The following is a 24,084-nucleotide window of genomic DNA, read 5'->3' as shown; positions in this document are numbered from 1 at the left end:
GATTTACGTCAATATTCTGGACACATTTTTTGAGAGTCTTTTTTCGAAACGAATCCACTCTAGAGAATGTCATCATTTCCGCTTAATATCAAATGGAAAAACGTATTTGACATTAAGCGGAAACGATGACAAGGAGGCCTCGTGGATAAGTTCCTCAAAAAAATGTGTAGGAAGCTCTAGACCTATGCCAACATCTTTGCTTGATCTTCCGCTTGCTGGGGCGTCAGGTAGTTGATATTTCCATGAATCCGTTCGCGATTGTACCAACCATTAATATATTGGAATAAAGCGAGACGGGCTTCGTCAAAACTTCTATAGTGCTTCAAATAAACTTCTTCCTTTTTCAAGGTCGCATGAAAAGATTCAATCCCTGAATTATCATAGGGCGTTCCTTTGCGACTGTAAGAATGATTGATGTGACATTGTAGGAGAAGATTTTCAAATTCATAGCTCGTATATTGCGTGCCTAAATCTGTTTGTAAGATGAGTCCCTTACCATCTTTTAATTGTTGATTTTGCATGGCTTGCTGAAAAGCTTCCACTACAATCGGAGTGGTCATCTGTTTACCATAAGAATAGCCAATAATTTTACGAGAATATAAGTCCATGACAGAAGCCAAGTAAGTCCAGCCTTCTTTTTGCGTATGAATATAGGTAATATCTGCACTCCATTTTTGGTTGATCGAAGTCGTAGAGAAATCTTGTTTCAAGAGATTCTCACGAGATTCCACTTTTTCATGATTGCTTGCTGGACGATATTTTTTTCGAATAATGGAACGAATACCAAGTTCTCGCATCAATCGTTGGACGCGTTTTAAGCTCACTTTCCAACCGTATTGGACTAACTTATGCGTGATTTTGGGCGCGCCATAACGGTGCTTGCTTTTCTCGTAAATCTGTAGAATTTCTTCTTTTAATTGTTCATTCTTTTGGTTCCTTCGGCTCGGACAACGGTTCTTGGAGGCATAGTAAGTCGACTTCGATACCTCGAGTACGTTCGTTAATGTACGTACGGGGTATTCTTGACGCTCTTCATCAATAATTTCATAAATCAACGTGTCATCACTTACTCTTTCGTGAATATGGTGATAGCTTTTTTTAGGATATCAATCTCCTGTTTCATACGATGCATTTCCTTCTCCATTTGATGAATATCTGCCTGACTTTTGCCGGTTTCTTCATCCGGGGTATACGCTTTTTTCCAGTTATATATCGTTGCTTCTGAAATCCCATATTCACGTGCCAAAGAAGGAACACTTTGTCCTTGTTCATTTAATTGAAGGACCAATTCTCTTGTTTCTTGGTTGTATCGTTGTGTCATAAACGGACATCCTTTCATAGAATATTATAGTACTCTACAAATATGTGTCCATAAAACTAACCTAACACCAAAAGTTAGTTTATGTTTTATTTAGAGCTTATTAGACACTTAATCAATGTTAGACCATTTATGATATGACTTCAATTCTATATGTTTTATCGTATCATAAGCAATAAAATTCTCTTCAATGAAGATACCATCTTCATTATAACCTTTTATCTTTCCAACAGTATCAGGCAAATAGTTATGATCCCAGAGTTCATTGCTTTGTACGGCGACTATTTTATCTTTCAACAAAGCTTCTTCCATTATTTCTGCGATCTCCTGCTCGGCCATATCACTTTTTTCTTCTATTGTAGTATATTCTTCAAAAGCGCTTTGATCGATTTGCGCCGTATGTTCTGATAAATAAAATCCCATCCATTTTAATCTTTTACGATCAACATAATCATGTAATGTGCTCAATTTTTTCACCTTCTTAAAGATATTATCAACTTCATTATACGAACAAACGTTCCTTTTATAAAGCGAACAATTTATTAAAATTTACTTTTTAATAAAAAAATAGAGCACTGGCAGAATAAATGATAAAAAACGTGGAAAAGCTGAAATTAACTTTCCCACGTTTTTTTAATCATCATCGTCCATTTCAAGTACAGCAAGAAAGGCTTCTTGTGGTACGTCGATGGAACCGATTTGTTTCATTCGTTTTTTTCCTTCTTTTTGTTTTTCTAGTAATTTTCGCTTACGAGAAACATCACCACCATAACATTTAGCTAATACGTTTTTGCGTAGGGCTTTAATATCAGAGCGAGCAACAACTTTTTGTCCAACAGTTGCTTGTACCGGAACTTCATATTGTTGCCTTGGAATCAAGCTTTTCAATTTTTCAACGATGGCTTTGCCACGTTCATAAGCAAATTCACGATGGACGATAAAACTTAAAGCATCCACTTTATCACCGTTTAGTAGAATATCCATTTTTACCAGATTGCTTGTACGATAACCTGATTCTTCGTAATCCAAAGAAGCGTAACCTTTGGTATTAGACTTTAGCTTATCAAAAAAGTCAAAAACAATTTCAGAAAGGGGAATATTATAAATAACATTTACCCGATAATCATCCAAATAATTCATCGTGACAAAATCGCCACGTTTTCGTTGACATAACTCCATGACCGGTCCTACAAAATCATTAGGAACCATAATTTCTGCTTTGACAAAAGGTTCTTCAACTTTTTCGATAGCAGAGCTTTCAGGAAAGTCAGCAGGATTGTCGATGTCAATTTCTGTGTCATCTGTTTTAGTCACATGATAAACCACAGAAGGCGCAGTTGTTATCAATTCTAAATTCGCTTCACGTTCTAAACGTTCTTGGACAACATCCATATGAAGCATGCCTAAAAAGCCACAACGAAAACCAAAGCCTAAAGCTTGTGAAGTTTCTGTTTCAAATTGTAGGGCCGCATCATTTAATTGTAGTTTTTCCAAAGCTTCACGTAGATCGTTGTAGCGCGAAGTATCTACCGGATACATACCGCAGAAGACCATCGGATTTTTTTGCTTATAGCCAGGTAACGCCTTTTCCGCTGGCCGGTCAGCTAAAGTGATTGTATCTCCGACCCGGGTATCTTGCACTGTTTTGATAGAAGCTGTTAAGTAACCAACATCGCCAACCATTAAATAATCTCGAGCAATAGCTTTAGGTGAGAAAATACCTAATTCAGTAACTTCAAAAGTCTTTCCATTGTTCATCAATTGGATTGTATCACCTGGACGGACGATACCGTCAATGATACGTATACTTAAAACAACGCCACGATAGACATCGTAAACTGAGTCAAAGATCAAAGCTTTCAAAGGGGCTTGAATATCCCCTGTAGGCGCAGGGACAATTTCTACGATTTGTTCTAAAATTTCTTCAATCCCTAGTCCTGACTTGGCGCTAGCAAGTACTGCTTGACTGGCATCAATGCCAATAACATCTTCAACTTCTTGGCGAACACGTTCAGGATCTGCTGCTGGCAGGTCAATTTTATTAATAACTGGCAAAATCTCCAAGTCATTATCCACTGCTAGATATACATTAGCTAAGGTTTGTGCTTCAATGCCTTGAGCAGCATCGACAATTAAAATTGAGCCTTCACAAGCCGCTAAACTACGTGAAACTTCATAAGAAAAGTCTACATGTCCAGGAGTGTCGATTAAATGAAATATATAGGTTTGACCATCTTTAGCAGTATAATTTAGTTCAACGGTGTTTAATTTGATCGTAATTCCGCGTTCTCTTTCTAAGTCCATCGAATCTAGTAATTGGTTTTGCATTTCTCTTGAGCTTACGGTATGTGTCTGTTCTAAAATACGATCAGCTAAAGTGGATTTTCCGTGATCTATATGAGCGATGATTGAAAAGTTACGAATCATCTTTTGTCTTTGTTTCATTTCTTCTAAGTTATCCATGGAATCATTCCTCATTTCTTTTCCTTCAGCTTATTAATTATACCAATCTAAATAGGAGAATAAAAGCTTTTTGTAAGATTTGCTTAAGGGAAGTCATGATTTTTTGCTAGTATTTAACGAGTAGATTTGATAAAGTAGTTGTGATCGATTTGGTCAGGACAACTTTATTGGAGGGACTTACATGAAAGTTTATTTTGCTGCACCGATGTTTGCTAAAAGTGATTTATTTTATAATTCTTATTTAGTAGATAAAATTCGAAAAAGGTATACGGAGCTTACAATTTATCTTCCGCAAGAAAATGCTGCGATCAATGATAAAACAGCTTTTGCGGATAGTAAAATGATTGCACTAGCTGACACTAAACAAGTAGAAGAAAGTCAGCTGATGATCGCTTTATTGGATGGAAATACCATTGATAATGGGGTAGCTTCTGAGATTGGTGTGGCTTACGCTAACGGTGTTCCGATCCTTGGCTTATATACAGATTCTAGGCAAGAAGGCGCTGATAACCAAGAAAAATTAGCGGCAATTTCAACAGTAGCCGAAAATCAGTTTCATTATTTGAATTTATATACGGCTGGTTTAATTAAATTAAACGGTCAAATTTTTTCTACAGAAGAAGAGCTTCTAACTGAAATCTATCAATTTTTACAGCAGGGCGTTTCTAAATGAGTAGCTATGTAAAGAGGCAACGTACGTTAGTTTTATTTGGTTTTTTGACTTTACTGGTTATTATCTGGGAATATTTTGTAGGGCTTGTTACTATTGATACGACCTTTACTAAAATTGTTGAATGTTCTGCCGGGATCCTCTTAATCTATGCGCCAGAGATTTTAAATCATTTTTTTCGTTTAAAATTTGCCAACTTTGTTGTCTATTTTTTCTGGATTTTTATTTTCTTAGCTATTTTCCTAGGGACTTGCTTACATTTTATGACGTTTATTCCTTTGTGGGATAAGTTGTTACACTTGGTAAGTCCGATGATTTTAACTGCTATTGGTTATGGCATTTTAAGTGAATTTTTAAAAGGACAAAATATAACAGCAATATCGCCTTGGCTATTTCTGATTTTCGGTTTTTCGTTTGCAGGAATATGTGGCGTTTTTTTGGGAATTTTGGGAATGGAGCTGGGATATGCTTTTAGATATGAATCTACAACGTTATAAAAGTGGTAACACGGTTTTTGTAGGGCGACGAGTATTGCAAGATACCATGGGAGATTTATTGATCAATGTTATTGGTTCGTTTCTTCTTAGTTTTTTCGCTTGGTATAAGAGTCGATATAATAGCGCCTATTTTGAAAAGTTTAGGGTTCAATTTTTAAATAGTTAAAGGAGTCGTAATATGACGCAGGATCGTTCGTTTTTTTCTACCTATGAATTAGCTTACTTAGCCATGACAGTAGCGACTTGTACAGTGGGACGACTTTTATTTCAATTTATACCCAATATACAACCGATGACCGCTATATTTTTAATTATTACCTTACAATTAGGTATTTTCCGTGGACTTTTAATCAGTACTTTATCTGTGCTTATAACAAATATCTATTTAGGCATGGGTATCTGGACAATTTCCCAGATTTTTTCTTTTACGATCATTATTTGTTTGATGGGACTTTTCTGCAGTGTATCGATATTTCGAGAAAGTAGAGCATTACAGACGCTTTTTAGTATTTTTGCCGGATTTTTATACGGCTTTATTATTGCTTGTATCGACGTAGAGGTTTACGGTATGCCGCAATTTTGGCCTTACTATATTTCAGGGCTTTCCTTTGATTTATTACATGCAATAGGAAATGGTGGTTTTTATTTATTATTGACGCCGGTTTTTCAAAGGTTATATAAAAAGACAGTAAAAAAGAAGGCTTGATTGCTAAGCCTTCTTTTTGCGTTCTTCTAACATTGTTAAGGTTTCTTCTAATTCATTTAAAACTTCTCCATCTGTTTCTTTTTCTTCTAGTTCGTAAAGCAAGTCAATTGCTTGTTCGGGTTGTCTTTTCGTTAACTCTCCGATTGCCCAAACAGCCGTACCGCGAATGACGGGTCGAACGTCTTCAAGACATTGACATATTTTGACTAGACTTTGTCGATCCCCTAAGTTAGCCAGAGCAATCAGGGCGTTTCTTTGTAGAGGTTTTTTTCCTCGCCAAGTCCCCGCCAGGTGTCCAAATTGTTCCTTAAATTCTCGGTTTGAAATTGATAGCAAAGGGGCTAATTTAGGCCTTACTTCATCGACTGAAGGTTCCATTTCCTTATGAAAATGAAAATCTTTTCCTTGATTATAAGGGCAAACTAGCTGACAAATATCACAGCCATAGATAACGTTATGAATTTTTTTGCGATATCTTTTAGGCATCATCGTTTTTGTCTGCGTTTGATAAGAAAGACATTTTTGCGCATTCATTTTTCCATCGCCTAATAAAGCACCAGTAGGACAATGGGTGATACAACGCCTACATTCACCACAGCCAAAAACTTTGGGTTCATCAGGTTCAAATTGAATATTTGTTATAATTTCCCCTAAATAAACAAAAGAGCCGTATTCTTCTGTGATCAATAAACCGTTTCGGCCGATAAAGCCTAAGCCTGCTCTTTGAGCGACAGCTACATCCACGAGTTCTCCAGTATCAACTTGTGGTGAAAAACGCCAATTTTCGGCATCTTGCGTATTCGCAGCTTCTTTTTGAATAAATGCAATAAGCTTTGTTAGACGATCCTTTAAAATATCATGATAATCGATTCCCCAGGAAGCACGAGCCAGTTGTCCCCGTTTCTCATCTCTAGGCACTTTTTCATGAATTTTTGTTGGATAAGCTAGAGCAATTGCGATGATACTTTGCGGGTTTTCAAAAGTTAGTTCAGGATAAAGACGTTCATCAATATTTTTATGTTCAAAGCCAGAAGTATGTCCAGCTGCTTTTTGTGCAATTAAAGACTCTTTTAATTCATCAAATGGTTCAGCAGTTGTAAAACCGATCTTATCAATTCCTAAATTTTTACTTTCTGCAATAATTTTTTCTTTCAGACTTGGCATGCTTTTCACTTCCTAAGCACTTTTTTTCTACTATACCATAAGTTAAAAAATAAGAATACATATGTTTAATACGCCTGCTTTGTGGTATATTAAAAGGAAATAAAAAAATAGAGGAGATAGTCAATGACTTTATTTTATAAAAGTACCAGAGATTCTGAGAACGTCGTTTCAGCTTCGCAAGCGATTTTACAAGGATTGGCTGTAGACGGCGGTTTATATGTTCCTACAGAAATCCCTGAAATTGATTTAGATTTTAAGCATTTAGCTAATCAAAGCTATCAAGAAATTGCGGCTTTGTTTATGCAACTATTTTTACCTGATTTCACTCAAGAAGAATTATACGAATGTATTAATATGGCTTACGATCAAAAATTTGATAATCAAGAAATTGCCCCTTTAGTAAAAGTAGGCGATCAGTATTATTTAGAATTGTTTCATGGGCCAACCTTAGCCTTTAAAGACATCGCTCTGTCCATCTTGCCGCACTTAATGAAAAAAGCAGCACAGAAAAATCATATGGATAAAGAAATCGTTATTCTTACCGCGACTTCGGGTGATACTGGAAAATCGGCTATGGAAGGCTTTGCTGATGTCAAAAATACTAGCATTATCGTTTTTTATCCGGAAAGTGGTGTCAGTCCCATACAAAAAAAGCAAATGATTACGCAAAAAGGTGAGAACACCTTTGTTGCTGCAATCAAAGGGAATTTCGACGATGCACAAAGGAAAGTAAAAGAACTTTTTAATGATGCGAAGTTACGTAGTAAAATGGCAGAAAATAATAAAGTATTCTCTTCAGCAAATTCTATTAACATTGGTCGTTTGGTTCCGCAGATTGTTTATTATGTTTATGCGTATACGCGATTAGTAAAATCGGGCCAAATAGAAAGTGGAGAAGAGGTCAACTTTTCAGTTCCGACAGGAAATTTTGGAGATATTTTGGCTGGTTTTTATGCAAAAAAAATAGGCCTTCCGATTCGTCGGTTAATTTGTGCATCTAATCAAAATAATGTGTTAACAGAATTTTTCCAAACTGGTAATTATGATCGTAATCGTCCTTTTTATGTTACATCTTCTCCATCAATGGATATTTTAGTTTCTAGTAACCTAGAACGTTTATTGTTTTATCTAACAAAAGAAGACACTGTAAAAACAAAACAACTGATGGATGACTTAAATAAGAGGGGGAATTATAAGATTACAGCAGAGATGAAAAGTGCTTTATCCGACTTTTTTGCTGATTTTGCTTCTGAAAAAGAAACTGAGCAAACAATCCGTGAAGTTTATGAAAAAGAAAACTATGTCATCGATCCGCACACAGCTGTGGCAACTTGTGTGGCGAATAAGTATGAAGAAAAAATGTTACCAACTATTATTCTTTCAACGGCTAGCCCTTACAAGTTTCCTCAAGCTGTACTTCAAGCGATCAATAATGAGGGTGAAAAAGCAGAAGGAATAGCGGCGCTCAATAAGCTGGAAACATTTGCTGAAATTCCTGTTCCTGCGGCTATAGAGGAATTAGAAAATGCAGAAATTAAACATAATGATAAAATTTCTGCTGAAGAAATGACACATTATGTAGAAAAAGTATTGAATTTAAAATAAGAAGGAGTTTGTCATGGGAAAGTGGTTACAAAATGTCAAAATTGAAACATCTTATGCAAAAGAAGGGGAATTTGTTTCAGGAACTAACACACAGTTAGTCGATTTATTCATCGAAAATGGTAAGGTAAGTAAAATTCAAAATCACAAGCAAGTAGAAGATGGCTATGAAAAGATTGATGGTCGCAAGTATTTGCTTTTACCTGGTATCCGAGAAATGCATTGTCATTTTGATAAAACCAAGTTGGGTACGAACTGGCAGCCAATTACACCTGCTAACTCAATTATTGAGCGATTCACAAAAGAAATTCCAGAACTAAACACCTTAGAGCTCCCGCTTTCTGAACGTATGAAGCATTAATTGATAGAGAAATGCAGCATGGTGTTAGTTTTTTTCGTTCACATATAGATGTTCATCCAAAAGTGGGGCAGAAGTTCTTACAGCAAACTATAGAGGCTTTAAAAGCGTATCAAGAAAAATTTGCTTATCAATTAGTTGCTTTTCCTCAACACGGTATGCTTTTATCTAACGCCTACAAAGATGTCCAAACAGCCTTAGCAAACGGTGCAGATCTTATCGGGGGAGTGGATCCGACTGTACTGGATAAAAATACAGAAAAATCTTTATACTATACCTTTGATTTAGCGACAAAGTTTAATGTACCTATCGATATTCACGTACACGAACGGGCAGAAGAAGGCAAGAAAACATTTTATGAATTATTAAAATTGACAAAAGAAAGTAATTGGCAAAATAAAGTAACCGTGAGTCATGCTTTTGGTTTAAATGATTTTAGGGGAGATGAACGTAAAGAATTTTTCCAAGAATTAGCAGATCAACAAATTTCTATTATTTCAAGTGTGCCTCTTGATGGCGTGATTCCACCCTTGGAAGAATTGCGTCGCTATGGGGTGGATGTTTCTTTGGGTTGTGATAATGTTTATGATTCATGGTCACCTTTTGGTAGTGGCAACATCCTTGAAAAATTAAACCGATACGCTGAAATTTTCGGTATAACAACCCAAGATGGTTTGACAGATTGCATGGAACTGGTCACAGGTAAAAAGACAGTAGGAGAGAATTTGTGGCTCAAAGAAGGCGATGAGGCTACATTTATACTAGCTGATAGTTCATGCAGTGCTGAATTTGTTGCACGAAAGTCAACTGTCTGTACAAGCTATTATAAAGGCAATGCTGTATTTTCTTTATAATTTAAATAAAAGCAAAAAAACGACTGTTCACAAAAAACAGTCGTTTTTATTTCTTTTGTTTTGAAAGTGTTAGTATGGTTAAGGGGATAATTAAAACAACATAACCAATAACTGCAACTAGAATTATAGCGAGCCAGATATTAGTGATTGAAAATAATTTAGTAGCTAACATCGCTATAGTAATGGAAACAAAATAACAAATAAATAATTGGACAAAGCGTTTGATTGTCAACTTAACATTCCTTCAATATCACGCTATTTACTATTTGCTAAATATAAGGAACGTACTTCATTTTGCATGTTAGAAGTAATTTTTAACTCATTTGTTAAATAATTCTTTATACCACCGAATTCTTCGTTAACCATTTGATAGAAAGTATCTAAATAAGAAGAATCAACGGTTAAAGCGATTTTTAATGCTTCGATTGTTTTACTATCCGTGCCTTCTTTGATCGCTTTAGCAATGATTTCGTCGTTTTCTTGTACGCGCATAGCATTAGTTGCTAGGTAGTCTTTGTAGATCGTTTCTTTAGGCACATTTAAAATTTCTAATAGCAAAGTGGCTGAAACCCCGGTGCGGTCTTTTCCAGCAAAACAATGAAAAAGAAAACTCTTATTAGAATCAACACTTAAAGCTGATTCAATCACTTTTTTAAAACCTTCTTGCGCACTAGGGTTGACTGCCATCGTACGGTAGGTTTCTTTCATATAATTTCTAGCTGTATCAGGCGAAAAAATTTGTTTAAAGTCATCAAGTCCTGTTCCTTGTCCCTTAACATTTTTAAAAATATCAATATGTACATAATCTGTATTTTTAAAATGTTCATCTGGACGTTCTTTAATTTCTTGGCTTGAACGTAAATCGGTGATCTTTCCCAAGCGATAGTTTTCCACTAGTTCATTTTGATCTTGCGGTGAGACTTTACTTAATTCTCCAGAACGTAGTAACTTTTTTCCAGCTAGTACTTGACCTTCACGATTTTTTATACCACCTAAATCTCTAAAATTTGTAATAGTTTCCATAAAATTCCTTTCTACATTCCTCTTTTATTCCCATCTTACCATAATTTTTAATCGTTTAGTATACACTTGTTTTCTCACTAAGTGTAAAATTTATTGAGGTATCCTCTAGACGAATAAAAAAGAAACCGTTACTCTATTCATTGGGCTGTGACAGGCACTAATGAACAAAGGCGGTTTCTTATGGATTCTATTGTAACAGATTTAGTGGAAGTAATGAAGAAGGAAACGAATTTTTTAGCAAGAGAAAGAGCCATGATGATCTTTTTTACACAACTTATAGCGACCATTACCCAACTAGCTTTTCAAACGCTTGATGAAGAAATTTGTGCGCAATGTAAGAAAGAAGGCTTTCGCGTCGATCGTAAAAGCGAAAGAACCATCACCTTCTTGTTTGGTCCCGTGACCTATGTTCGTCGGCGAATGAAAAATCAAGCCAACGACATTCGTTACCCTTTAGATGAATTTCTAGGGATTCGAAAAGGCCTTCGTTATAGTTCGCTGGTTCTGCGAAACGTGGCTCAATTAGGCAGTAACATGGTCTATCGTCATGTTTCTCAAGCGATCGACTGTTTAACTTCTTGGCAGATGAGTCATCAAAATGTGCAACAATTGGTGGTTAAAACGGGCGAATTCATCCAAGCCAGAAGCACGCATGAAAGTCGTTATGAGGGCGTGATCCCCAAGAAAAAAGTGCCCTATTTATATCTGGAAGGAGACGGCGTAAAGATCAACGGACAGAAGAAACAATCTCTTGAAGTTCACCGTTTTCAAGTGTGTGAAGGCAGCCAGAAAGTAGGCAACCGTTCGGAAATGATCGCCCCGCACTTTGTGAGTCATCTGAATCGGCAAAAAGCATATAAAGAAATGATGGCCTATCTTCAAGCCTATTATGATTTAAGTCATACCGTGGTCATTTCCAATAGTGACGGCGGTTCGGGTTATGAAAAAGCAGTGTTTGATGAACTGGCTTTAGGTTGTTTGCGTCATGAACACTTCCGTGATCGGTACCATGTCCATCGGAAAATCAAGGAACGAATGGCTTTTGTTCCCCAGCTCCAACATCGGATGATACGAGCGATTGAACATTATAATTGGCAAGAGGTCCAGCTGGTTTTAGATACTTCGGAAAGCTTGATTGAAGAAAAGGAAGCCGAAGATTTTGAGCATTTACGTTTACTGCATCACTATCTTCAAAGAAGTTGGCCTTATTTAAAATCATTGAAAGCACGAGGAATCAAGGATCCTAAAGCTTGTATTGGTACGATCGAAAGTACCCATCGAAAAATCACCTATCGCATGAAGCGCCAAGGTCGTTTGTGGACAAAAACGGGGGCGCAAGCCATGATTCGTGTCATTGATAGTTTAAGAAACCAAGAATTTGAAGGTTGGTTGAATCAATATGAAGCCCTTCCGAATGATGTGGTTGCCCAGGAAAAGCGTTGGCAAGCTATGAAACGTTGGGTACAGAAAAAGCCTCGTTTCCAAGCCCATGAAGGTGCATTTAAAGGACAGATTGGCGAAGGAAAAGCGAAAAGTGCGCCTTTAGGCCAATTCGCCAAAGGACTGAATCAATTAATAATGACCCCGAATGTTCTCTAATAAAAACTTGTTTTTGTTAGAGAGGATGAGGGCAAACCGAACGAAAGTGAGGTTGAAAAATAACTTTGTGTCTGCCCAAAAGACGGTTTTTTTATTCAACCTCAATAAACTTGACACATACGTTTTCTCACTTATAATTTAAAAAAGGTACTTGCTAGCGTATAATGAATTTATGAAAGCAATAACAGGAGGCGTTTTATATGAAAAAAATCTATCATACAGAAGTTGTTAACGATCAAGGTTTAAAAGGTACAGCCTACACTAGAGGTGAGCACGAATTAGCTGTTGTTACATCTAGTCCAACAAGCACTGAAGCAGGAACAAATCCAGAACAACTTATCGGACTTTCATGGGCAACTTGCTTTAATTCAACCATTGAAATTCTTTTAAAGAGTAAAGGAATTGAAAAAAAGAGTCGAGTGGAGGTTCATATAGACTATTGTGAAGATCAAAATACCAAAGAACATTTTTTTGAATTAAAAGCCTATGCAGCTATCGACGGAATTGATCTCGATGAAGCCACAAGTTATGTAGATACAGCAGCGAAACGTTGTCCGGTATCAAAAATTATCGGAGATTATCCATATGCTTCTTATGAGGTTATTCCTTATTCTGAATGAAATACAGACAAGACTCTTTTACTTAAATCATTGAATCATAAAAAAGCTTGTAACTACCAAATAAAGGCGTTACAAGCTTTTTTGCTGTGAATCACTACAATTCAGCGACCAAAGGGAGCTGAGAGTAGCTGATGAACAGTACTAGGGCGAGCGAAAGTGAGGCATAGTGTCCTTTACTTCGAATCACTACAATTCAGCGACCAAAGGGAGCTGAGAGTAGCTGATGAACAGTACTAGGGCGAGCGAAAGTGAGGCGTAGTGTCCTTTACTTCGAATCACTACAATTCAGCGACCAAAGGGAGCTGAGAGTAGCTGATGAACAGTACTAGGGCGAGCGAAAGTGAGGCGTAGTGTCCTTTACTTCGAATCACTACGATTCAACGACCAAAGGGAGCTGAGAGTAGCTGATGAACAGTACTAGGGCGAGCGAAAGTGAGGCGTAGTACCCTTTATTCTACTGTCACTGATTTAGCTAAGTTTCGTGGCTTATCGACATCATAACCACGTTGCAGGCAAGCATAGTAAGCGATCAACTGTGTTGGAATAACAGCGACCAAGCTTGTTAATAACGGATGCACTGTGGGTAAAATGATTTGGTCTTCTTGTCTTGCCATTTCTTCTGAGGCAATCACAATGGTATTAGCACCACGACTCTCAACTTCTTTTAAGTTTCCGCGTGTATGGGCACCCGTATTTTGACCGGTAATAATGCCCAGTACTGGAGTACCTTCTTCAATTAAAGCAATTGTTCCATGTTTTAATTCACCAGCAGCAAATCCTTCTGCTTGTACATAGGAAATTTCTTTTAGTTTCAATGCAGCTTCTGAGGCCACATAATAGTCATTTCCACGACCGATATAAAAAGCATTGCGAGTAGTACTTAAATATTGTTCGACTAAACTTGAGATATAGTCTTTTTCATCTACCATACTTTCCATAGCAGTTGCTACGATGGATAGTTCATGAAAAGCATCAAATGAAGTACTTGCTTTACTATTTTTATTTTTTCCTACTGCTTGCGCTAAAATTGCCAACATCGCAATTTGTGCTGTATAAGCTTTGGTGGAAGCCACAGCAATTTCAGGACCGGCATGAAGCAGCAGCGTATATTTAGCTTCTCTGGATAAGGTTGAACCCGCAACATTGGTAATTGTTAATGACGGAAAGCCTAAACGATTGGTTTGGACTAAAACTTGTCGACTGTCTGCTGTTTCCCCGCTTTGAGTTAGAAAAATAAAAAAGGGTCTTTCTGAAAGTAAAGGCATGTTATAACCGAACTCACTGGAAAGTTGTACTTCAACCGGAATTTGCGTCACTGTTTCAAGTAAGCTTTTAGCAGCCCAGCCAGCATTATAACTTGTTCCGCAAGCTACAATATAAATACGATCACTTGCCGAAACTTCTTCAACCAAGTCCTTATCGATGTTCACTTTTCCTTGATCATCTCGGTATTCTTGCGTTAACTTACGCATTACCGTAGGTTGTTCGTCAATTTCTTTTAGCATATAAAAAGGGTAAGTTCCTTTTTCGATGTCAGAAGCATCTAATTGGGCTTGATAAGCATCGCGTTGAATGATTTCGCCCTTCTGATCTTCAATCACAATACCATCAGCAGTAACTGTAACCAATTCATTATCTGCGATTTCCACGAATTCATGCGTTTGGTCCAAAACAGCTAAAGCATCACTTGCAATCACATTAAAACCTTCACCTAAACCAATCAACAATGGGCTTTTATTTTTAGCAACATAGATTGTTTCAGGCTCTTCTTTATTCACTAAAGCAAAAGCATATGAACCATGTATAACGCTAAGCGCTTTTTGGAATGCTGTTTTAGTAGATAAGCTTTCTTTTTCCATAAATGAAGCAATCAAATTCACGACAATTTCAGTGTCTGTTTGACCATAAAAATTTTCTTCAGCTAGATAATCATTTGCAAGTTCCGCAAAATTTTCGATAACGCCATTATGAACTAAGACTAATTGACCGTTTTGTGAAGTATGCGGGTGTGCATTTTCTTCTGAAGGTTTTCCGTGAGTTGCCCAACGTGTATGGCCGATTCCTATTGTCCCATTCACTTCATTTGTTAGTTTTTCTTGTAAATTTTTGATTCGACCTTGAGATTTGACCAAATGCTCCTGTTTTTCATCTGATACAAATAAACCAGCCGAATCATAACCGCGATATTCTAAACGTTGTAAACCATTAATGATAATTTGTTCTGCATGAGTCTTTCCTACAATTCCTACAATTCCACACATAATGAGATTCCTACTTTCTTTTGTCATTACGTATTTCTAACTGCGCGACAAAATTTTTGTTACAAACTTTGCAGCTTGTTTTTGTTCTTGTCTTTAGAGTGCAGACCCTAGAGCCACCCGCCGAATATTTCGATAAGCTCTTTTCCTCGTCATCTGTAAAACAGATCTGGCGCTGTTAAATAATGGTATAGCTATCCTCCTTGTTATTTGTTATTTAGAAATACATTGGTAATGATATACATAATTTGATTTTAAGTCAAGAAAAAATCAAAAATAAATAAATTGGTCTAGATTGAAGCGAAATTAGTTTTTCTTTTTTCCTATACTAAATAGCAAACTTTCGGTAAAATAAAGTGAGCAATGTTTTATTTGTATAAAATGAAAAGGGGAGGGTATAAATGAATAAAAGACGTTGGGTCGCGGTGATTATTGCTGCAGCTTTATTTATCTTCGCAGCTGTTTCATCTTTTATGACAGAAGATACAGACGAAAAAAATTTAAGCGGGGCAGACGCGCTATTATTCGGTTCAAATGAAATAACAGAAGGAATTGTGGAAGAAGGAGGAGAGGATCAGCGGATCGCTCAATTAACTATTGATGGAACGATTGCTGATACTGGAGAAAATAGCTTTTTCTCAGGCGAAGGTTATAACCATCAATTTTTCATGGATCAATTAAAAGAGCTACAAGAAGATCCAACAGTAGCAGCTGTTTTACTAGAAATGAATACACCAGGTGGTGGTGTCTATGAAAGTGCGGAAATCGCCAAGGAAATCCGAGCGATTCAAGCAGCTGATATACCCGTCTATGTTAGTATGAAAAATATGGGTGCAAGCGGAGGCTACTATGTATCTGCTTCAGCTGATAAGATTTTTGCTACTTCTGAAACTTTAACCGGATCGATCGGTGTCATTATGTCTAGTGTAAATTTTTCTGAGTTAATGGATAATTTAGGCATCGAGGATCAAACATATAAAAGTGGTCCTTTAAAAGACGTGGGATCGGCTATGAGAGAACCGACAGAAGAAGATGAAGAAGTGATGCAAGGTTATGTCGATAACTCTTATGATCGCTTTGTGCAAATTGTCTCTAAAGGACGATCTATGTCAGAAGACCAAGTGCGTGATATTGCTGATGGTAGGATTTATGATGGACAACAAGCTAAAGATAATGATTTAGTAGATGAGATCGGTTTTCCAGACGATGCTTTAACTGCTTTAAGAGAAGATGAAGGCTTAGAAAAAGCGCAAGTATTTGAATACGATATTGCTAGTACTGGTTTTGACCAAACTTGGTTAGGGTCTAAAATCGCTCAAGCAAAAGGTATGAAGCAAACAGAAACAGATCGTATGCTCAATGTTATCGAACGTATCGGTACACCAGAAGCACCTAAACCAATGTATTATTATGGAGGTGAATAAGATGTCCGAACAAGAAAATGAAACAAAACAAAAGGATTTTTATCAAAAGGTTTTAACTTCTTTTAAGTCTAGAGAATACACAGAAGATGAAGCTGCGCAAAAGAAAATTGAATGGCAGAAATATGAGGAAAAACCAGAACAAAGTCGTTATTCAAACGATTTTCCTAATTATTTCTTTGCCGGTTTTTGGATCCGTTTATGGGCTTTTTTGATAGATTTGCTTTGTATTAACGCGATCACTACGATTCTTTTGGATGCTACTTTCACCTGGTTTGACATCGAACGTTCTACTGAATTTTTAAGCGCATATAGTTTACTTGCTTTGCTGATTTATCTTGTTTATTTCACTTTTTTAACTAAACTAAATAAGGGGCAGACAATCGGCAAAATGATTTTTGGTATCCGTGTCATTTGTCTCACTGAAAAAAACTTAAGTTGGAAAACAGTTTTTATTAGAGAAACCGCAGCGAGATTTGTTTTACAACTTCATCCGTTCTTATATTTGGGATATGCACCTACGCTTTTTACACGGAAAAAACAACATGTGGGTGACTATTTTGCTGATACTAGCGTTGTAACGATCAATTTGATCCAGGCGTTTAATCAAAAGGTTAACGCATAAATAAAAGAAAGAGGATTGCATGGCAGATATTATTAATTTTCCTGATGAAAGTAAACGATTGTTAGAGAGTGCTAATAAAAAAATGCAAAATCAAGATTATTTGGCGGCAAAAAAGGACTTTGAGCAACTTTACCAGCAAAATCCAACATATACCTATGCTAAAAAGTTGGTGACAGTATTGCAGCATTTAGATGATTATACACAAGCCCTAGCATTGGCTAATGAACATTTCAACGCCTTTATAAATGACGCAGACGGTTTTGTAAGGTATTTTCATTTATTACTTTTAGATACGCAATTTTTAGCTGCGCACAAGTTATTATTCTATGAGAAAAATCAAGATCAGTTTTTTGCATTAAAAGAAGAACTTACACAGTTAGAAAATGCACAATCTTTACTAGCTGATGATCTTAAAATGGCAAAAAGCAGACACCTTGATTCTCTAGATAAAATGCAAGAGCCCATTGCGCCTAAAGATTGGCAAGAACTGATAAAGGGAATCTCTTTGCCGGATTTTTTGATGATTTGCCAAAAATATTTAAAAAACGCGCAGAATCCCTTTATACCCCCTAAATTAGTTGAAGAATTGGTAAAAGATGGTGCTAGAGAAGAAGTTATTATTAACGATAAAAAAGTTGATTTATCCGAACTTCCTTTACCCGAAAACGCAGAGGTATTAGATAAAACAATCGCACTTATTGAAGAAGAAGTACAAGATAACCCACAATTAGAGGCCCTTATTATTCCAGAAGTTAGAGCGCATTTTGCTTTATTATATCCTTTTTTGCCTGACAAAAAATATGCTGCGGATTGGGCACAAAGTTATATTTTAGAATACAAAGCAATGTTTGGTGAAGACATTTCAACTAGACAATTAGATAATTACGCAAAAATTCAAGAAAAAAAGAAAAAAATTCGACAAATTTATCAAAAATTAGGATAAAAATGCTAGAAATTAAGGAAGTTTGCTTTTAAAATGTTTACAATTTAAAAGCGTTAGTGTACTATTTATAGGTATGCATGAAACTATTTCATATGTAAATTTATTAATCAATTCGGAGGGAATTACATGACTGCAAAATGGGAAAAAACAGGCACCAATGATGGTGTGTTAACATTCTCTATTCCACAATCAGAGATTCAAGAAGGCTTAACTAAAACATTTAATAAGGTAAAAAAAGACCTTAATATTCCAGGTTTCCGTAAAGGAAAGGTTTCACGTAGTGTTTTTGATCGTATGTATGGCGAAGAAGCCTTATATGAAGATACAGTGAACGATCTTTTACCTAGCAATTACGAAGCTGCAGTACAAGAAGCTGGGATCGAACCTGTTTCTCAACCTAAAGTAGATATTGAAAGCATGGAAAAGGGTCAAGACTGGGTGATCAAAGCTGAAGTAACGGTAAAACCAGAAGTGAAATTAGGTCAATACAAAGATTTGAAAGTTGAAAAACAAGAACGTGAAATCACGGATCAAGATGTAGAAGATCGTCTGCAACGTGAACAAGATCAACATGCAGAAATGGTGATCAAAGAAGATGAACCAGCAGCTGAAGGCGATACTGTCGTGATCGATTTTGAAGGATTCGTTGACGGAGAATCTTTTGAAGGCGGAAAGGCAGAAAACCATTCACTTGAATTAGGATCTAACTCATTTATCCCTGGTTTTGAAGAACAATTAGTTGGGGCTAAAGCAGGTGATAACCTTGATGTGACAGTTACTTTCCCTGAAGATTATCAAGCAGAAGATCTAGCAGGAAAAGAAGCGGTATTTAAGGTTACAGTTCATGAAGTAAAAGAAAAAGAACTACCAGCCTTAGACGACGAACTAGCAAAAGACTTAGATGACGAAGTCGAAACTTTAGATGAACTAAGAGAAAAATATCATAAAGAAATGCAAGAAAGCAAAGAAAAAGCAGCACAAGATGCTGTTGAAGAATCTGCAATTAAACAAGCAGTTGATAATGCTGAAGTGGTTGAACTGCCAGATGTAATGATTCAAGATGAAGTAAAAAGAGCAAAAGACGAATTCTTGAATAATTTACAACAACAAGGTATCAGCGCTGAAATGTATTACCAAATCACAGGGACTAGCGAAGAGGATTTGGATCAACAATTCGAAGGTGAAGCTGGTACACGCGTGAAAACAAACTTGGTTATTGAAGCTATTGTAGCCAAAGAAGGCTTTGAAGCAACTGAAGATGAAGTTAATTCTGAAATTAAAGACTTAGCTGAAAATTATAATATGCCAGAAGCACAGGTTCGTTCTGTTTTATCAGAAGATATGCTTGAACATGATATCAATATGAAAAAGGCAGTAGATCTTGTAACTTCTACTGCTATCGAAGAATAAAAGCCAGTTAGATAATAGTGATTTATTAAAGACGATCTGCATTTCATTGCAGGTCGTCTTTTTTAAAAAACCTTAATTAACAAGGTTAAAAAGCTTTTTCTTTTATTTTAGGTGTGCTAAAATGATGAAAGGTTGTTTAAGAACAAATAACTGTATTAAGCGATTTTTATACAGAAGCGTTAAGTATTTATAAATCGCTAAACAAGGAGTGAACACTATGTATGACAACACAAATACAAATCAACCGGTTCGCTGTTCTTTCTGTGGTAAAACACAAGAAGAAGTAAGAAAAATCGTTGCCGGTCCGGGTGTTTACATTTGTGATGAATGTATTAATTTATGTAAAGATATTATCGATGAAGAATTTTATGAAGATGTTGACCAAGAACTTACTGAAGTACCAAAACCTCAAGAAATTTTAGATGCGTTAAACGACTACGTTATAGGACAAGATGAGGCTAAAAAAGCATTATCAGTAGCTGTTTATAACCATTATAAAAGAGTGAATGCACAAGCTTCTTCAGAAGATGAAGACGAGGAAGATGTAGAATTACAAAAAAGTAACATTTGCTTGATTGGTCCTACCGGTTCAGGGAAAACTTTCTTAGCGCAAACATTAGCAAGAACTTTGAATGTACCTTTTGCGATTGCAGATGCAACCAGTCTTACCGAAGCTGGCTATGTTGGTGATGATGTAGAAAATATTCTCTTAAAACTTTTACAATCAGCAGATAATAATGTTGAAAAAGCTGAAAAAGGGATCATTTACATTGACGAGATCGATAAGATTGCACGTAAAAGCGAAAATGTTTCGATTACACGAGATGTTTCAGGTGAAGGCGTACAACAAGCACTGCTGAAAATCTTAGAAGGTACTACTGCAAGTGTACCTCCACAAGGCGGACGTAAACATCCACAACAAGAAATGATTCAAATTGATACAAGCAATATCTTATTTATTGTTGGCGGGGCTTTTGACGGCATCGACGCTATTGTTAAGAATCGCTTAGGTGATAAAACGATTGGATTTGGCGCTAATAATCAAAGTATTTCAGAAGATGATAGCGTAATGCAAAATATTATTCCAGAAGACTTGCTAAACTTTGGCTTGATCCCAGAATTTATCGGTCGTTTGCCTGTAACAGCAGCTTTAGAAAAATTGACAGAAGATGATTTGATTCGTATTTTAACTGAACCTAAAAATGCTTTAGTTAAACAATATAAGAAATTGTTGGCTTTAGATGATACTGAACTTGAATTTGATGAAGATGGTTTGTCAGCTATTGCTAATAAAGCGATTGAGCGTGGTACAGGTGCTCGGGGACTACGTTCGATCATTGAAGAAATCATGATGGATACGATGTTTGACGTTCCTTCTAAAGAATCAATTAAGAAAGTCGATATTACTGAAGGTGCGGTTAATGGCACCAGCGCGCCAGAAATTACCTATGAAGAAGAGAAAAAAGCAGGCTAGTTACATTGAACCGGATAGAGTGATTTCTATCCGGTTTTGTTTCTAAAAAGTCAACTAGGAGGAAGTTATGAAAGTTCATGCAGCAGAAATTGTCATCAGTGCTGTTTCCAAGAAACAATATCCTAAATCTGCTTTAGCTGAAGTTGCTTTAGCAGGACGTTCAAATGTGGGGAAATCTTCGTTTATCAATACTTTAATTGATCGAAAAAAATTAGCACGTACCTCTTCTAAACCAGGTAGAACGCAAACCATTAATTTTTATCTGATCGAAAATAAATTTCACTTTGTAGATCTACCAGGTTATGGTTATGCTAAAGTGTCAAAACAAGAACGCGCCAAGTGGGGTGAGATGATTGATGAATATTTTGCCAATCGTAAGCAACTACAAGCGGTTGTATCTTTAATCGATATGCGTCATGACCCTTCAGAAGGGGACATACAAATGTATGATTTTTTGAAGTATTATAATTTTCCAGTGATTGTCGTCGCAACTAAGGCTGATAAAGCGGCTAAGAATAAGAGAGAGCAACAAATAAGTAGAATTAAGGAAATCTTGGATTTTGATGAAAATGATCGTTTCGTGGTGTTCTCGACTGTAACTAAAGAAGGTAAAGAAGAAGCCTGGAAAGCGATAGAAGAATTTATATAAAAAAGTTCCGAGAGTAGGCGAAATAATCGTACTTCTCGGAACTTTTTTATTTTTTATTTTTTTCGACTGTATTTTCTTCTTTATCTTTTTTAGACTCTGGATGTAAGAAGCGTTCTAAGTCTTGCTTTTCATCCTTTTTATTTTTGTCTTCATCGGGTAGAAAGGCGAATTCATCAAACTTTTGATCTAAGATATTATCTTGTTTAAATTTTAATCCCATAATACCACCTCCACTAAAAGTAGTCTATCACGAAATTTTTGTTATTGCATATAAAACGGAATAATTTTAACAACACTTTAAAAAAATTTTTTATAAGTACATTAAAGTGACAAAACAATGAGATTAGTCAGAATTAAAAACAGTACTTTCAGAAATTAACGAACTAGTTATCTTTTTGAACAATAGTGTTGTACATACTAGATATGAAAAAAACTTCGAGTAAGAAGAATTTTCTCTTTACTCGAAGCTTTTTAATGAAAAGATCATATAATTATTTAATTGGCTTTTTCAAAAGACCTAACATAACGCCTGCAATAATTGCGCCAATGATAACAAATAATATATACCATAGCGGTTGGCTAACAAGAGCAATGACAAAGATACCGCCGTGAGGAGCCATCAAACGAATGCCCATAGCACCAACTAAACCACCAGTGATTGCAGAACCAACGACAAAACTTGGAATTGCGCGAAGTGGGTCAGCAGCGGTAAATGGAATGGCACCTTCAGTTACAAAGGAAGCTCCCATAATAACGTTAGTTAAACCAGCTTGATTTTCTTGCTCAGTAAATTTATTTTTAAATAAGCGAGTGGCTACAAAGATTGCCAAAGGTGGAACCATACCACCAGACATAACAGCTGCCATTACAAGACTTCCGCCTTGAGCAATTGTTGCTGCAATCGTACCTGTACCAAAAACGTAAGCTGCTTTATTGAAAGGACCACCTAAGTCAATAGCCATCATTCCAGCTAATAGTGCACCTAATAAGGCCGCATTAGCGCCACTTAAGTTCAGTAAGAAACTGTTCAATCCATCATTGATTACTTTCATCGGAACGTTAATTAAAAGCATAAGGAAGCCAGTAATTAAAAGACCAAAGAAAGGGAAGAACAGAATGGTTTTAATTCCATCTAGTGATTGCGGTAGACCTTTTAATATTTTACGTAGAAATTCAACAACATAACCACCAACGAAACCGCCTATTAAAGCACCGATAAATCCAGCGCCGCCTTGTTCAGCAATCGCACCAGCAGCAAAACCAGTAACTAAACCTGGTCGGTCACTAATACTCATTGCAATAAAACCAGCTAATACCGGAAGCATAAAGCCAAAGGCAGCATTACCAATTTGGTTGAACCAATCAGCGACTTGGTTATAATTTCCTAATTGATCTAAAGCATCTTGTGGAACGCCCATCCATTGGTCGATCATAAAGGAAAGAGCCATCATAATTCCACCGGCAACAACAAATGGTAGCATGTGAGATACACCATTCATCAAATCTTTATAAATCTTTTGTCCGACGGATTGTTTTTCGCCTTCAGAACTGCTTTGGCTTTGGCTTGATTGTTCCTCACTACTTTGATAAATTGAAGCATTCCCACTTAAAGCATTGTTGATGAGCTCTTCAGGTCGACGAATACCATCACTAACTGGGCGAGAAACGACAGGCTTACCACCGAAACGATTCATTTCTACGTTCGTGTCAGCAGCAATTACCACGCCACTTGCACGAGCAATATCATCTGAAGTTAAACGGTGCTTGACACCTTCAGAACCATTAGTTTCGACTTTAATGTCAATCCCCATGTCTTTAGCTTGATTTTTCAGAGAGTCTTCTGCCATATAAGTATGGGCAATTCCTGTTGGACAAGCTGTTACAGCCACAATAAATGGACGATCAGCTGAATCAGTTGATTCCGTTTTTTCTGCAGATGATTGATCTGTTTGTTCTTCTTCATCCTCATCATCTTCTTGTTCCACTTTTGCAAAAGCCGCTTGAACGTCATCAGGTGTTTGAGCATTGTTTAATTCTTCTACAAAATCTTGGTTGACTAATTGACGTGATAGGGCAGCTAAAGCTTGCAAGTGGGTGTCATCAGCGCCTTCAGGAGCAGCGATCATAAAAAACAGATAAGTCGGCTGTCCATCAAGCGCTTCATAGTCCACGCCTTGTTTACTTTTAGCAAATAGAACAGTCGCTTCTTTTACAGCGTCATTTTTTGCGTGAGGCATAGCGATGCCATCGCCCAAGCCAGTAGAAGTTTGTTCTTCGCGCGCTAAAATTCCATCTTTAAATTGGTCAATATCAGTAATTCTGCCAACATCGTAAAGCTTTTGTACCATCTCATCGATCGCAGCTTTTTTCTCTGTTGCTTGCAGATCCATAATCATGGCTTCTTTAATCAATAAATCATTGATATTCATT

The 24,084-nt window shown here is 36.5% G+C and carries 24 protein-coding genes; 15 read left to right on the top strand and 9 right to left on the bottom strand.

Annotated features, from left to right (window positions below):
• Nucleotides 1–182: 182 nt before the first annotated feature.
• The 3 genes from AC806_RS05625 to lepA all read right to left on the bottom strand — a co-directional run bounded on the left by AC806_RS05625 (nucleotide 183) and on the right by lepA (nucleotide 3,781).
• Nucleotides 183–1,339, bottom strand: a protein-coding gene (locus tag AC806_RS05625) for an IS3 family transposase (RefSeq protein ID WP_371862654.1) whose coding sequence is annotated in 2 segments (ribosomal slippage) — nucleotides 183–1,093 and nucleotides 1,093–1,339 — 1,158 coding nt in all. Because the reading frame shifts where the segments join, the coding sequence is not laid out codon by codon here.
• A gap of 90 nt (nucleotides 1,340–1,429) precedes the next feature.
• The gene (locus AC806_RS05615; protein ID WP_061840275.1) at nucleotides 1,430–1,786 is read right to left on the bottom strand and encodes a hypothetical protein; all 357 of its coding nucleotides are present in this window, start codon (nucleotides 1,784–1,786) and stop codon (nucleotides 1,430–1,432) included.
• Nucleotides 1,787–1,951: 165 nt separating this feature from the next.
• Nucleotides 1,952–3,781, bottom strand: coding sequence for a translation elongation factor 4 (gene lepA, locus AC806_RS05610; protein ID WP_069028963.1), 1,830 nt, complete (start codon nucleotides 3,779–3,781; stop codon nucleotides 1,952–1,954).
• A gap of 181 nt (nucleotides 3,782–3,962) precedes the next feature.
• Between lepA and AC806_RS05605 the strand changes: the two genes are divergently transcribed.
• The 4 genes from AC806_RS05605 to AC806_RS05595 are packed head-to-tail and all read left to right on the top strand — an operon-like array spanning nucleotide 3,963 to nucleotide 5,654.
• A complete protein-coding gene (locus tag AC806_RS05605; protein WP_069028962.1) occupies nucleotides 3,963–4,454 on the top strand; it encodes a nucleoside 2-deoxyribosyltransferase in 492 nt (163 codons plus the stop codon).
• Nucleotides 4,451–4,948 carry a DUF2238 domain-containing protein gene (locus AC806_RS05600; protein WP_231960484.1) on the top strand — a complete coding sequence of 166 codons (498 nt, stop codon included), beginning with the start codon at nucleotides 4,451–4,453 and terminating at the stop codon, nucleotides 4,946–4,948. Before AC806_RS05605 ends, AC806_RS05600 begins: the two co-directional genes overlap by 4 nt.
• Nucleotides 4,917–5,114, top strand: a complete 198-nt coding sequence (locus tag AC806_RS12120) for a hypothetical protein (RefSeq protein ID WP_231960483.1) — start codon at nucleotides 4,917–4,919, stop codon at nucleotides 5,112–5,114. The genes AC806_RS05600 and AC806_RS12120 overlap by 32 nt, the downstream gene beginning before the upstream one ends.
• Before the next feature lie 12 nt (nucleotides 5,115–5,126).
• Nucleotides 5,127–5,654: an ECF transporter S component gene (locus tag AC806_RS05595; RefSeq protein WP_069028961.1), complete on the top strand. Its 528-nt coding sequence runs from the start codon at nucleotides 5,127–5,129 to the stop codon at nucleotides 5,652–5,654.
• A gap of 3 nt (nucleotides 5,655–5,657) precedes the next feature.
• Here AC806_RS05595 and queG read toward each other — a convergent pair whose 3' ends face one another.
• Entirely contained in the window at nucleotides 5,658–6,818 is a 1,161-nt protein-coding gene (gene queG, locus AC806_RS05590) for a tRNA epoxyqueuosine(34) reductase QueG (protein WP_069028960.1), read from the bottom strand.
• A gap of 123 nt (nucleotides 6,819–6,941) precedes the next feature.
• On the opposite strand from queG, the gene thrC reads away from it, so the two are divergent.
• Genes thrC through AC806_RS05580 form a run of 3 tightly spaced genes read left to right on the top strand, consistent with a single transcriptional unit; the run spans nucleotide 6,942 to nucleotide 9,632 of the window.
• Complete coding sequence (thrC, locus tag AC806_RS05585) at nucleotides 6,942–8,423, top strand: threonine synthase (protein ID WP_069028959.1); 1,482 nt, start codon at nucleotides 6,942–6,944, stop codon at nucleotides 8,421–8,423.
• Nucleotides 8,424–8,436: 13 nt separating this feature from the next.
• Entirely contained in the window at nucleotides 8,437–8,781 is a 345-nt protein-coding gene (locus AC806_RS12310) for an amidohydrolase family protein (protein WP_373852590.1), read from the top strand.
• 11 nt (nucleotides 8,782–8,792) lie between these two features.
• Nucleotides 8,793–9,632: an amidohydrolase family protein gene (locus AC806_RS05580; RefSeq protein ID WP_373852589.1), complete on the top strand. Its 840-nt coding sequence runs from the start codon at nucleotides 8,793–8,795 to the stop codon at nucleotides 9,630–9,632.
• A 46-nt stretch (nucleotides 9,633–9,678) separates the two neighbouring features.
• Here AC806_RS05580 and AC806_RS11720 read toward each other — a convergent pair whose 3' ends face one another.
• Both AC806_RS11720 and AC806_RS05575 read right to left on the bottom strand, forming a co-directional pair.
• Nucleotides 9,679–9,864, bottom strand: coding sequence for a hypothetical protein (locus tag AC806_RS11720; RefSeq protein ID WP_014124861.1), 186 nt, complete (start codon nucleotides 9,862–9,864; stop codon nucleotides 9,679–9,681).
• 23 nt (nucleotides 9,865–9,887) lie between these two features.
• Nucleotides 9,888–10,655: a tyrosine-protein phosphatase gene (locus AC806_RS05575; protein WP_014124860.1), complete on the bottom strand. Its 768-nt coding sequence runs from the start codon at nucleotides 10,653–10,655 to the stop codon at nucleotides 9,888–9,890.
• A 180-nt stretch (nucleotides 10,656–10,835) separates the two neighbouring features.
• Between AC806_RS05575 and AC806_RS05570 the strand changes: the two genes are divergently transcribed.
• Nucleotides 10,836–12,254, top strand: coding sequence for an ISLre2 family transposase (locus AC806_RS05570; RefSeq protein WP_069028958.1), 1,419 nt, complete (start codon nucleotides 10,836–10,838; stop codon nucleotides 12,252–12,254).
• A 200-nt stretch (nucleotides 12,255–12,454) separates the two neighbouring features.
• On the top strand, nucleotides 12,455–12,874 hold the full coding sequence (locus tag AC806_RS05565) for an OsmC family protein (protein WP_014124859.1): 420 nt from the start codon (nucleotides 12,455–12,457) through the stop codon (nucleotides 12,872–12,874).
• 449 nt (nucleotides 12,875–13,323) lie between these two features.
• Here AC806_RS05565 and glmS read toward each other — a convergent pair whose 3' ends face one another.
• Nucleotides 13,324–15,135 carry a glutamine--fructose-6-phosphate transaminase (isomerizing) gene (gene glmS / locus AC806_RS05560; protein WP_061840273.1) on the bottom strand — a complete coding sequence of 604 codons (1,812 nt, stop codon included), beginning with the start codon at nucleotides 15,133–15,135 and terminating at the stop codon, nucleotides 13,324–13,326.
• A 398-nt stretch (nucleotides 15,136–15,533) separates the two neighbouring features.
• Here glmS and sppA point away from each other — a divergent pair, with 398 nt between their 5' ends.
• The 6 genes from sppA to yihA all read left to right on the top strand — a co-directional run bounded on the left by sppA (nucleotide 15,534) and on the right by yihA (nucleotide 21,654).
• Complete coding sequence (gene sppA, locus AC806_RS05555; RefSeq protein ID WP_061840272.1) at nucleotides 15,534–16,556, top strand: signal peptide peptidase SppA; 1,023 nt, start codon at nucleotides 15,534–15,536, stop codon at nucleotides 16,554–16,556.
• A gap of 1 nt (nucleotide 16,557) precedes the next feature.
• Nucleotides 16,558–17,178 (top strand): RDD family protein, encoded by a 621-nt coding sequence (locus tag AC806_RS05550; protein ID WP_061840271.1) that lies wholly within the window; start codon nucleotides 16,558–16,560, stop codon nucleotides 17,176–17,178.
• Nucleotides 17,179–17,197: 19 nt separating this feature from the next.
• Nucleotides 17,198–18,121, top strand: a complete 924-nt coding sequence (locus AC806_RS05545; RefSeq protein ID WP_061840270.1) for a hypothetical protein — start codon at nucleotides 17,198–17,200, stop codon at nucleotides 18,119–18,121.
• 126 nt (nucleotides 18,122–18,247) lie between these two features.
• Nucleotides 18,248–19,531, top strand: coding sequence for a trigger factor (gene tig / locus AC806_RS05540; protein WP_061840269.1), 1,284 nt, complete (start codon nucleotides 18,248–18,250; stop codon nucleotides 19,529–19,531).
• A 217-nt stretch (nucleotides 19,532–19,748) separates the two neighbouring features.
• Nucleotides 19,749–21,005, top strand: coding sequence for an ATP-dependent Clp protease ATP-binding subunit ClpX (gene clpX / locus AC806_RS05535; RefSeq protein WP_061840268.1), 1,257 nt, complete (start codon nucleotides 19,749–19,751; stop codon nucleotides 21,003–21,005).
• A 67-nt stretch (nucleotides 21,006–21,072) separates the two neighbouring features.
• A complete protein-coding gene (yihA, locus tag AC806_RS05530; RefSeq protein ID WP_014124852.1) occupies nucleotides 21,073–21,654 on the top strand; it encodes a ribosome biogenesis GTP-binding protein YihA/YsxC in 582 nt (193 codons plus the stop codon).
• A 46-nt stretch (nucleotides 21,655–21,700) separates the two neighbouring features.
• Here the strand turns inward: yihA and AC806_RS12035 are convergent, their stop codons facing one another.
• Nucleotides 21,701–21,874 carry an SPJ_0845 family protein gene (locus AC806_RS12035; protein WP_014124851.1) on the bottom strand — a complete coding sequence of 58 codons (174 nt, stop codon included), beginning with the start codon at nucleotides 21,872–21,874 and terminating at the stop codon, nucleotides 21,701–21,703.
• Nucleotides 21,875–22,145: 271 nt separating this feature from the next.
• Entirely contained in the window at nucleotides 22,146–24,083 is a 1,938-nt protein-coding gene (locus tag AC806_RS05525) for a PTS fructose transporter subunit IIABC (protein ID WP_061840267.1), read from the bottom strand.
• Between the last annotated feature and the right edge of the window lies 1 nt (nucleotide 24,084).

The sequence above is a fragment of the Tetragenococcus halophilus genome, assembly GCF_001712815.1.
GTDB classification, from domain to species: Bacteria; Bacillota; Bacilli; order Lactobacillales; family Enterococcaceae; genus Tetragenococcus; species Tetragenococcus halophilus.
Note: the sequence above shows the minus strand (reverse complement) of the source record. Positions and strands in the feature narration are given on the sequence as shown.

What these genes read in the sequence shown, in the direction of transcription:
- lepA (WP_069028963.1), bottom strand. Translation starts at nt 3,781, where the DNA reads ATGGATAACTTAGAAGAAATGAAACAAAGACAAAAGATGATTCGTAAC.
- thrC (WP_069028959.1), top strand. Translation starts at nt 6,942, where the DNA reads ATGACTTTATTTTATAAAAGTACCAGAGATTCTGAGAACGTCGTTTCA.
- AC806_RS05605 (WP_069028962.1), top strand. Translation starts at nt 3,963, where the DNA reads ATGAAAGTTTATTTTGCTGCACCGATGTTTGCTAAAAGTGATTTATTT.
- queG (WP_069028960.1), bottom strand. Translation starts at nt 6,818, where the DNA reads ATGCCAAGTCTGAAAGAAAAAATTATTGCAGAAAGTAAAAATTTAGGA.
- sppA (WP_061840272.1), top strand. Translation starts at nt 15,534, where the DNA reads ATGAATAAAAGACGTTGGGTCGCGGTGATTATTGCTGCAGCTTTATTT.
- AC806_RS12035 (WP_014124851.1), bottom strand. Translation starts at nt 21,874, where the DNA reads ATGGGATTAAAATTTAAACAAGATAATATCTTAGATCAAAAGTTTGAT.
- AC806_RS05600 (WP_231960484.1), top strand. Translation starts at nt 4,451, where the DNA reads ATGAGTAGCTATGTAAAGAGGCAACGTACGTTAGTTTTATTTGGTTTT.
- AC806_RS05565 (WP_014124859.1), top strand. Translation starts at nt 12,455, where the DNA reads ATGAAAAAAATCTATCATACAGAAGTTGTTAACGATCAAGGTTTAAAA.
- AC806_RS12310 (WP_373852590.1), top strand. Translation starts at nt 8,437, where the DNA reads ATGGGAAAGTGGTTACAAAATGTCAAAATTGAAACATCTTATGCAAAA.
- AC806_RS12120 (WP_231960483.1), top strand. Translation starts at nt 4,917, where the DNA reads ATGCTTTTAGATATGAATCTACAACGTTATAAAAGTGGTAACACGGTT.
- AC806_RS05525 (WP_061840267.1), bottom strand. Translation starts at nt 24,083, where the DNA reads ATGAATATCAATGATTTATTGATTAAAGAAGCCATGATTATGGATCTG.
- AC806_RS05545 (WP_061840270.1), top strand. Translation starts at nt 17,198, where the DNA reads ATGGCAGATATTATTAATTTTCCTGATGAAAGTAAACGATTGTTAGAG.
- AC806_RS05550 (WP_061840271.1), top strand. Translation starts at nt 16,558, where the DNA reads ATGTCCGAACAAGAAAATGAAACAAAACAAAAGGATTTTTATCAAAAG.
- tig (WP_061840269.1), top strand. Translation starts at nt 18,248, where the DNA reads ATGACTGCAAAATGGGAAAAAACAGGCACCAATGATGGTGTGTTAACA.
- AC806_RS05570 (WP_069028958.1), top strand. Translation starts at nt 10,836, where the DNA reads ATGGATTCTATTGTAACAGATTTAGTGGAAGTAATGAAGAAGGAAACG.
- yihA (WP_014124852.1), top strand. Translation starts at nt 21,073, where the DNA reads ATGAAAGTTCATGCAGCAGAAATTGTCATCAGTGCTGTTTCCAAGAAA.
- clpX (WP_061840268.1), top strand. Translation starts at nt 19,749, where the DNA reads ATGTATGACAACACAAATACAAATCAACCGGTTCGCTGTTCTTTCTGT.
- AC806_RS05580 (WP_373852589.1), top strand. Translation starts at nt 8,793, where the DNA reads ATGCAGCATGGTGTTAGTTTTTTTCGTTCACATATAGATGTTCATCCA.
- AC806_RS05575 (WP_014124860.1), bottom strand. Translation starts at nt 10,655, where the DNA reads ATGGAAACTATTACAAATTTTAGAGATTTAGGTGGTATAAAAAATCGT.
- glmS (WP_061840273.1), bottom strand. Translation starts at nt 15,135, where the DNA reads ATGTGTGGAATTGTAGGAATTGTAGGAAAGACTCATGCAGAACAAATT.
- AC806_RS05595 (WP_069028961.1), top strand. Translation starts at nt 5,127, where the DNA reads ATGACGCAGGATCGTTCGTTTTTTTCTACCTATGAATTAGCTTACTTA.